Origin of the sequence: Acinetobacter sp. YH12052, from assembly GCF_013419835.1 — a bacterium.
In the GTDB taxonomy this organism is placed as follows: domain Bacteria; phylum Pseudomonadota; class Gammaproteobacteria; order Pseudomonadales; family Moraxellaceae; genus Acinetobacter; species Acinetobacter amyesii.
In genome coordinates this window covers 1-8,700 of the sequence record NZ_VOZI01000037.1, presented here as the reverse complement: position 1 = coordinate 8,700, position 8,700 = coordinate 1, and the positions used below count along the sequence as shown (strand labels likewise).

General features: G+C 32.5%; 9 protein-coding genes. All 9 read right to left on the bottom strand.

The features are described from left to right. Positions 1-200: 200 nt before the first annotated feature. On the bottom strand, positions 201-746 hold the full coding sequence (locus FTU06_RS16955; RefSeq protein ID WP_373684714.1) for a PoNe immunity protein domain-containing protein: 546 nt from the start codon (positions 744-746) through the stop codon (positions 201-203). A 78-nt stretch (positions 747-824) separates the two neighbouring features. After that, on the bottom strand, positions 825-1,235 hold the full coding sequence (locus FTU06_RS16950) for a DUF1910 domain-containing protein (protein ID WP_257234453.1): 411 nt from the start codon (positions 1,233-1,235) through the stop codon (positions 825-827). Between the two features lie 60 nt (positions 1,236-1,295). Further along, entirely contained in the window at positions 1,296-1,886 is a 591-nt protein-coding gene (locus FTU06_RS16945) for a DUF1911 domain-containing protein (RefSeq protein WP_257234452.1), read from the bottom strand. Between the two features lie 479 nt (positions 1,887-2,365). Next, the gene (locus FTU06_RS16265) at positions 2,366-3,337 is read right to left on the bottom strand and encodes a PoNe immunity protein domain-containing protein (protein WP_180088482.1); all 972 of its coding nucleotides are present in this window, start codon (positions 3,335-3,337) and stop codon (positions 2,366-2,368) included. A gap of 35 nt (positions 3,338-3,372) precedes the next feature. Next, entirely contained in the window at positions 3,373-4,641 is a 1,269-nt protein-coding gene (locus FTU06_RS16260) for a type VI immunity family protein (protein WP_180009468.1), read from the bottom strand. Positions 4,642-4,708: 67 nt separating this feature from the next. Beyond that, positions 4,709-5,689 carry a PoNe immunity protein domain-containing protein gene (locus FTU06_RS16255; RefSeq protein WP_180010880.1) on the bottom strand — a complete coding sequence of 327 codons (981 nt, stop codon included), beginning with the start codon at positions 5,687-5,689 and terminating at the stop codon, positions 4,709-4,711. 38 nt (positions 5,690-5,727) lie between these two features. Continuing rightward, positions 5,728-6,708: a PoNe immunity protein domain-containing protein gene (locus FTU06_RS16250; RefSeq protein ID WP_180147597.1), complete on the bottom strand. Its 981-nt coding sequence runs from the start codon at positions 6,706-6,708 to the stop codon at positions 5,728-5,730. Between the two features lie 14 nt (positions 6,709-6,722). Further along, positions 6,723-8,120, bottom strand: a complete 1,398-nt coding sequence (locus tag FTU06_RS16245; RefSeq protein WP_180147595.1) for a hypothetical protein — start codon at positions 8,118-8,120, stop codon at positions 6,723-6,725. Further along, the coding region (locus FTU06_RS16240; protein WP_180147593.1) for a DUF2345 domain-containing protein at positions 8,120-8,700 on the bottom strand (581 nt) is incomplete at its 5' end. The genes FTU06_RS16245 and FTU06_RS16240, both read right to left, overlap by 1 nt.

Sequence of the window (8,700 nt, the reverse complement as noted above, 5' to 3'; positions counted from 1 at the left end):
AAGTAACTTGGACCAGTGTTGATCATTTAGCATTGTTCGAGGCATAGCGAGTGTAAAATTGGGTTTGGCGATTTAATTTTACTATCTCGCTATTTTTTTAATCAACAAATGTCAACAGACCCTAATAAATATAAAAATTTAGGATCGATTTTAAAATTCATATTCAGCCTAAAATTAATGCCCCGAAGGGCATATTTTATTTATTCTTCACCATTAAAATACCAGTACACTTCACCCCAATCTGCCTTAGAAAGTGTTGGTAACATTTCACCTCTTAACACATAAACGCGTGAATCCACTTGTGCAGGGGTTGTCCAATAGCCCGTTTTTGGAGATTTTTCGCCAGCATTGACTTTTAATACAGTTAGATTGTCTTGGGTTACTTCAGATTGAGTATTATTTTTACGAACCCATGCAACTATATCTTTAGGATAAAACAAATGTTTATGTAAAGAACTGTCATCCAAATCTAGTAAATAAACAAGAGCTGCTGCTTCAAAAGCCCAGTAACCAACATATGAATAATTATCTAAATTTAAATGACTATTGTACCAAAGTGTATTTTTATGCATTTGATACCAATCAGCCAAATATTCATCCAACAGTTCAATCGCATGATTTTTGTTATTTTTAATTATTACATTATCAATCACATCGCATAATATTGAAAAATTATAACTATATATCCCATCTCTTTCAGTATCTGGATGATTAGAATCCGTTAGTTTTAAAAACTTATTAATCACTTCATCTTCACTAAAAGTTCCTCCATCCTCGCCATTGTTTAATTGTTTAATTTTTTAATTGTTTAATTGTTTAATTGTTTAATTGTTTAATTGTTTAATTGCAGATAATAAATTATTTTTATTTAGCAATACTGCTAAGCTAATTGTAGTTAATGCAATAAAACCACCTTCACCACCAATAACAACTGGCTTTTTACTTGCTTTAAAAACTCCTAATGCTTCTGCTTGTTTTTCATAACCTTCTATTACTTTTTCAAATAATGGAGATATTTCTTCTATTGGCTTTCCTGCAGTATAATGAAGATATAATAAAGAATGATAGATCCATGTAATAGATTGCCATCTTGAAGCTTCTCCACAATTATATTGATCATCTTCAAATGCATCACTTTCTAAATATAAGGGTATTCCTTCTTCATTGTATTCTTTGGTCTTAAAATAATACTCTTCAGTTAAAAAAATCTGTCTTTTATATTTATCAAAACTCATATTAATCCTAAAATTAATGCCACGAATGGCATGTTTTATTTATTCTTCACCGTCAAACTGTCAGTACACATCACCCCAATCTGCCTCAGAAAGTGTTGGTAACATTTCACCTCTTAACACATGAACGCGTGAATCCACTTGTGCAGGGGTTGTCCAATAGCCCGTTTTTGGAGATTTTTCGCCAGCTTTGACTTTTATTACAGATAGATTCTCTTGGGTTACTTCAGATTGAGTATTATTTTTACGAGCCCATGCAACTATATCTTTAGGATAGAATAAATGCTTGTGTAGAGGAGTGTCATCCAAATCTAGTAAATAAACCAAAGCAGCTGCTTCAAAAGACCAATAACCTACATAAGAATTCTGATTTTCTAAATCTAAATGACTGTTATACCAAATTTCTTGTTTATTCATTTGATACCAATCAGCTAAGTATTCATCCAGAAGCTCTAAAGCATGATTTTTATTATTTTTAATTAATACATTATCAATAACATCACATAGTTTTGAATAACCTAATGCAAATAAATTTCCTTCGTTAAATGTTGCATGTGAAGGATCATTAAGTTTAAAAAATTTATTAATAACCTCATCTTCACACGTATGACTTTCACCCTCACCATTGACTAATGAATGTATACGATCAAACAAATCATTTCGATTAAATAAAAAAGCCAGACCAAGTATATTTAACGTTTCATTTTGAGTTGGAATGACAGAAGGTTTTTTTGACTTATGGAAGATAGCTAAGGCTTCAGATTGTTTTTCAAAGCCTTCTATAACTTTTTCAAATAAGGGTATAACTTCCCCTATAGATTTTCCTGCTGTGTATACAAGGTAAAGTAGAAAAGAATAATCATGTGTTATTAAATTCCATCTTCTTTTTTCGCCGCAATTATACTCATCACCCTCAAATGCATCACTTTCTTTCTAAAAATCAACGTCTTCTATATAAAAATCATAGGCACTTTTATAATAGTCTTCAGTTAGAAAAATCTGTCTTTTATATTTATCGAAACTCATATTAATCCTAAAATTAATGCCACGAAGGGTATGTTTTATTTATTCTTCACAATCAAACTGCCAGTACACATCCCCACCCATTCCAAAATGCCCCGAATGGCATCTATTTATTCAGTTAGATACCAAATCGTTAATCCCCAAGGGTTATCTTTAATCTCAGGCATATCTTCTCCTTGATTAAAATGACGTTTTTCCATGTTATTCGCAGGACTATACCATTCACCTGTTTTAAGGCAAATTTGACCTGCTTCGCATTTTAATGTTTTTGTACTTGGATTACTTATATCCTTCTCGCAAGGTACAAATTCTCGGGCAAATTTAACCAAATCTTTTGGATAAATCATATGTGTTATTTCACTATCATCTAAATCTAGCAAATAAACGTAAGCAGCAGCTTCTATAGCCCAATAGCCAAAATAACCTCCATTTTCCATTTTATGTAAGTCATACCATGGAGCACTTTCAAATGCGGGATACCATAATTTCAAATATTCCTGTATATCCCGAATACTCTCTTGTTTAGTATCTCTATATTTACTAAAAATTAATGGGCGATATGGATTATCAAAAAACCATTGATCCACATCATATCTATCTGCCAACTGAAATGATAAAAAGTCCTCATACAGTGTATCTAATTGGTCTGTTTGCTCATGGTAAATTTTGTCCTGCATCGCTGCAATACGAGGTAATAAGTCCCTTCTGTGTAATAGATAACACAGTCCTATCAACTGCATACATCTTTCGTACTCATCTATAGCTGTAAAATAAAATGGTGCCCAATCTTCATCCTCCTCGTCTTTGCGCAAGGCTATTGTATATTCTTCATATTTCGTAATTACATCTTCTAATTGAATTCTAAGTGTAGAAATATCAAACCCAGCAGTAAAATTTAGACTTAATAAATCATAAGAATGTAGTGATAAGTAATAATCTAATCTTCTTATATCAGATGGACTGTCTTCATATATTTTTTTACTTTCTAAAATTTCAATGGGTAATTCTTTTAAAAATATATTTACTCTATTGTAAACTTCATCTGTTAAAAATAATTGTCTTTTCTTTTTATCAAAAATCATTCTTATTCCAAAAATAATGCCCCGAAGGGCATAAATCATTCTTCACCATCAAACTGCCAGTACACATCACCCCAATCACTTTCAAAATCAGGGAATATATCACCTTGTTTAAAATATTGACGTGAGTTTTCTTTAGCAAAAGTATACCAATATCCTGCGTGAGGACATGGGCTACCGGCAATAACAATATCTATTCTTTCTGGTTCTTGAACTTCAACTTTCACTCGTTTTAATTCAGGCCAAGTGCTGTCTTCATCAAATCGTGCAATCCATTGCTTTGAACTTACGGCATCAAAACGTGGATTTGGATCATCTGACCACGCATCTAAAGTGGTCAGTTTTAAGTTATCACAACGTATCGGTTTAATTAGTTCATTTGCCATCACCAATAAATCAGGAACACCTTCTTCAACTGGATAAAGTGAAAGCTCTCCCAAACGTATCCATAAGCTGTATTTTGTTGAATCTTCTAGGTCTATAATTTTAGTAATTTCAATTCGTGGATCATCCAGTTTTTCACGAATTTGTTCTTCACTCAAGCCTAGTTTCTCTAGCCAGTAGGGAGAAAGTAAAAAGCACCATGTTGGGGTACGAATACCGCCACCTAAACCATCCCGATCTTCTGCAATAAACATATTTTCATGAGAAAACTCCATACCAGGATGATCAATATCGAGCCCGTAAAAATAATCCGTGAAAGTCCGTTCAACTGTTTCAAATTCAGGAGAAACAAATGCAAATTGACTTGTGTTTCCAATTTCATATCCACTATATGCTTGAATTGGGTTAAGCATTTCTAGACATTTTTGAACAAATGAGTACCAAATATCTTTATTGGATCTATACCATTGATCACCAAAAGTTAATTTTAGACTAGAATAGCGCTCACTAGAGTCTCTAATCTTTGCACTTAAAGCCCAACGTGGACTTTGATCTTGAGATTGTGCAGATGTTGCACCTAAATAGTAAATGAAATATTTTTTATAAATTTTTGCCATTTCAGCTGATATTTCTTCACGACTTCTAATCCATGAAATTGCCTTTTTCCAAACTTCAGTATCACATCGAAATCTTAAATGAAATGGCTTATCAATTATTTCGAATTCAAATTTCTCATAAATATCAATTACTTTTATCAAAAATTCTTGCGCATTTGTTTTTTTTTGATCAATATAAAATGTAATATAAGGGCAAACTCCGAACTCTTTTTTTTCTTCCCCATAAATTATTGATGTATCAAGAGGAATATCTCGAACTAATTCTTCTATTTCCTCATCATTTAAATAAACTTGTGCTGTGCTCATAAAATATTCTTTTAATTAATACTTCTTTTTTTAGAGATCCAATATTATCAAGTCCCGAAGGCATAAATTACTCTTCACCATCAAACTGCCAATACACATCGCCCCAATCACTTTCAAAATCAGGAAAAACATCTCCCAAGTTAAAGTATTGACGTGAGTTCACTTTAGCAACTGTAAACCAATAACCCTGTTGAGGACATTTTTCCCCAGCTTTAATTGAAAATTTATTATGATTTTCAAGAAAATTTATTACTGAAGTTTTGAGCTTGAATTTGTGATAAAATTCAACCAAATCTTTAGGGTAATATAAGTATTCATGTAAGACAGTATCATTCTCTATCTCTAACAGAATAACAGCGCACGCTGCTTCAAAAGCCCAGTATCCATAATAGCCACCTTCTGATTTATGAGTATCATGCCAAGGCGCACCTGATAAATCTTTGTACCAATTCTTTAAAAACTTACGGACAAAAGCTAAAGAAATTTCATTATCTTGATTTGAAAAGGCTTCACATAATAATAAGTAAGGTTTTGGTACTAATACTGTTGAACAATCATATCTATTTTCATCTGAAAAAGATAAATACTCTTCAATTAGCCAATCTTGAGCAACATTTTCTCTCATTTCTCCGTCAATTAATTTCGCAACTCTAGGTAGCAAATCCTTTCGGTGGAGTAAATAACACAAACTGATTAACCAAATACATGGACAATAGCCATCAATAGTAAATAATTCAAAAACTGGTAAGTTTATATTTTTATGATAACTTCTTAATTTACTTCCATATTGCTCATAATAGTCAATAACTATTTCAATTTGGCTTCTAATAAAAGGTAAACTATTGCCAGCTGTATATTCCAATATAAGCAGATTTAAATAGTCCTCTGCTACGATAGCATAAGAGTATACCCATCTTTCTTCTATTGAATCACCAACACCTGTAGGATTTACTTTAAAAGTTTCAATAGTGTTCAGAGTTTCCGCCTTTAATGTTTCATACATTTGAGGTGTAAGAAATTGTTGTCTTTTTATATTAACTAAATCCATTTTATGCCCAAAAACTGCCCCGAAGGGCATATTTTCACTTATTCTTCACCGTCAAACTGCCAATATACATCCCCCCAATCACTTTCAAAATCAGGGAATATTTCCTCTTGTTTAAAGTATTTACGAGTGTTTTCCTTGGCTACACTGAACCAATAACCTGATTGAGGACATTTTTTACCTGCTTGAATTGATACTTTTTGATATTTAGTTAGGAGGTCAATTTCAGCACTACTAGGTTTAAATGTACGATAGAACTCTATTAAGTCTTTAGGATAATAGAGGTATTCATGAAATTCTTTATCATTTTCTATTTCTAATAGAATAACAGCACAAGCTGCTTCAAAAGCCCAATATCCATAATATCCACCCTCTGATTTATGGGTATCATGCCATGGTGCTCCAGATAAATCTTTATACCATTTTTTTAAAAATTTGTTTAAATGCTTGAATGAAACTTTATTATCTTGGGTCACAAATGCATTGGATAACTCAAAATAAGGATTTGAAAAAAGGACATCTGAACAATCAAAACGGTTATCGTCATTAAAAGCCAAAAATTCCTCTACAATCCAATCTTTCCCTCCATTTTCTTGATCCTCTCCATCAACAAGGTTAGCTACCAACGGTAGTAAATCAGTTCTTTTTAATAAATAACAAAGGCTGATAATCCATATATATACACAATAGTCATCTAAAATTTCGATGTCAAAAACACTAAAATTATTATTTTTATAATAGGCTCTTTGTTTTATAGAGAGTTCCTTGAATAATTCAATTACTTTATCAAATTCTAAGCGTAAATACTCAATCGGTTTACCAGCAGTATAGTCCAAAATAAGCAAATCAAACTGATATCTAGACGCTATCGAATAAGAGTCTATCCATCCTGCTTCGATATCATCATCATCATTTGATTCACTTAAAAAACTTTCTATGGCGCTGACAAGCTCACTCCTTGTAGATTGATAGTAACTTTCATCTAAAAATTGTTGTCTACGATTAAACTTAAATTCCATCATAAATAAATTTCCAATTATTTATTATTAACAACGATACTAATGTCTTTATCAGTCCAAACCTTTGTAGCTGTATGAATAGAATGTTCTTTATCAGTTACTGTTTGTTTAGATAAGAATTTAATTAATGCAACAGCATGTTCTACTACCTGCAATCCACTAAAAAAAATAACATATCTTTCATATCTTCTTTTTTTCAATATTATTGGAGCTAGCTTAATTCCTACTGATTTAACAAGACGATTTGTTATCCAATGATGGCTCATTTGAACTACTTTTCCACTAGAATCTCTATATTTTTCGCCACCTAAAGTTAGATTACGATTAGTTGAACTAGTGTTAGTACGGTTTCTAGAAGTTCTGCCAGATCTTTGTTGTTGTTGAGGTATTGATTTATCAATACCATTTTTATCATTAGCATCACCTAATAAATCTCTAAGTGAAGCAGCAGGATTTTGGCTACATTTAGCCTCAATAATTGCATATGGTTTTGCGTCATTATTATTTTTCTTCCAAACTCCATCTATACCACGCCCTCTACTTTTAATAGAAAATAGATTTACCATTTCCCCATTATCATTCAATTTATGAGAGTTTTTCGTTCCTATCTTATCATGTGTTGAAGTTCCCCAGCCTTTAATTTCTTGGCAATAGTAATCTGCCATATGCTCACCTAGAATACCTTTAAATTTATTAGATAAATTAGTTATAGCTGTTTGGCCTATTGACGAATTATTGGTACTGTTAGATTTGCCCTGATTTGTATTGTTTGTATTACCACTACCATTAGTTGAGTTTGGCTTAGTCGTTTGAGTCTTTGAGCGTGCATTTGCATCTGCAGAGGTTTTTCTACTTTTTATTAACCAACCATCAACTTCTTTTTTAAATTCTTGTAATTGTTTTCCTAAATTTTTTCGAATTTGATCTACGTTTTTACGCGCTTGAGGACTTAATTGATTTAGTACTTGAGGGTTGGTTAAAATTTTATCTAAATTTTTTTGTAATGCATTTAAATTTAAACATTTACGAATCAGTTGTTCAGGATCACCTTTCCCTAGTTTTCGGATACCATCTAAAATACTATCCATTGGTAAAGCGCCTTTTTTGACACTTTTTAATGACATTTTGACAGCATCCCCACCACCTGGAACTAAGCCAATTAATGCTGTAATAAGATCAAACCATCCAGCAGGGCTAGCTGGATTTGCAGATAAAATGATAATCGCTTTAATAATATCTCTCGCGTCTACCAATTGACCTAAAACAGGTACACACCCAATTACCGTCTCCGCTAAAATTGCCCAACCACCAGTACTTTCACCTTTAAAGAAAGTCATAGTGTCTTTTTTTAAACTTTGTAGCCATCCACCGGGAACAGAATCTACAGAACGTTTATATTTAGCGACAGAGCCCATTATTTCGCTCCATTCTGTAAGTTATTTGTAAGTTTTTGATATGCTTCTTCATCTAATAGTGACCAAATATCATCGTCAATAGTGTCTGTATCTTCAATTTCTGCATCTAGGTCATCGGGAATGTCTTTTTTAAACTCTGACGGATCTTCCCCATAATAAATTTCAGATTTTCCTTTAGGTACATTTTCTAATTTAGCGTACCCTTTATCATCTAAAGTACCTTCTCTGTAACTTCCATCTTCAAAAAAGACTTTAAAAGGAGCCCCTTTAACTGGTGATAAATCATCATAATGGTAGTTCAATTCCATCCAATTTTGCATTTCACCTAATAATGGTAAAGTAATATTTTTTGGTTGAGCCGTACTTCCACCTGTAAATAAATGCTGCCCGGCCTTAACCTCAAACTTACCGCTAGTAGTAGGCAATACACCCGCACTACTGATTTCGATTTGACTACCACCAGCAGTTAGCACGATTTTTTTGCTCGCTTTAATTTCGACTGTATCTTCAGTGGAAATAATTTGAATACCCTTTCGTGCAATCAGATCCGCCCCATCTCCTTGCGCTTGGATTTCAACTT

Bases quoted from the DNA above. Each gene is read 5' to 3' on its own strand.
- FTU06_RS16255 (WP_180010880.1), bottom strand. From the start codon at position 5,689: ATGGATTTAGTTAATATAAAAAGACAACAATTTCTTACACCTCAAATG.
- FTU06_RS16950 (WP_257234453.1), bottom strand. From the start codon at position 1,235: ATGAGTTTTGATAAATATAAAAGACAGATTTTTTTAACTGAAGAGTAT.
- FTU06_RS16260 (WP_180009468.1), bottom strand. From the start codon at position 4,641: ATGAGCACAGCACAAGTTTATTTAAATGATGAGGAAATAGAAGAATTA.
- FTU06_RS16265 (WP_180088482.1), bottom strand. From the start codon at position 3,337: ATGATTTTTGATAAAAAGAAAAGACAATTATTTTTAACAGATGAAGTT.
- FTU06_RS16250 (WP_180147597.1), bottom strand. From the start codon at position 6,708: ATGATGGAATTTAAGTTTAATCGTAGACAACAATTTTTAGATGAAAGT.
- FTU06_RS16245 (WP_180147595.1), bottom strand. From the start codon at position 8,120: ATGGGCTCTGTCGCTAAATATAAACGTTCTGTAGATTCTGTTCCCGGT.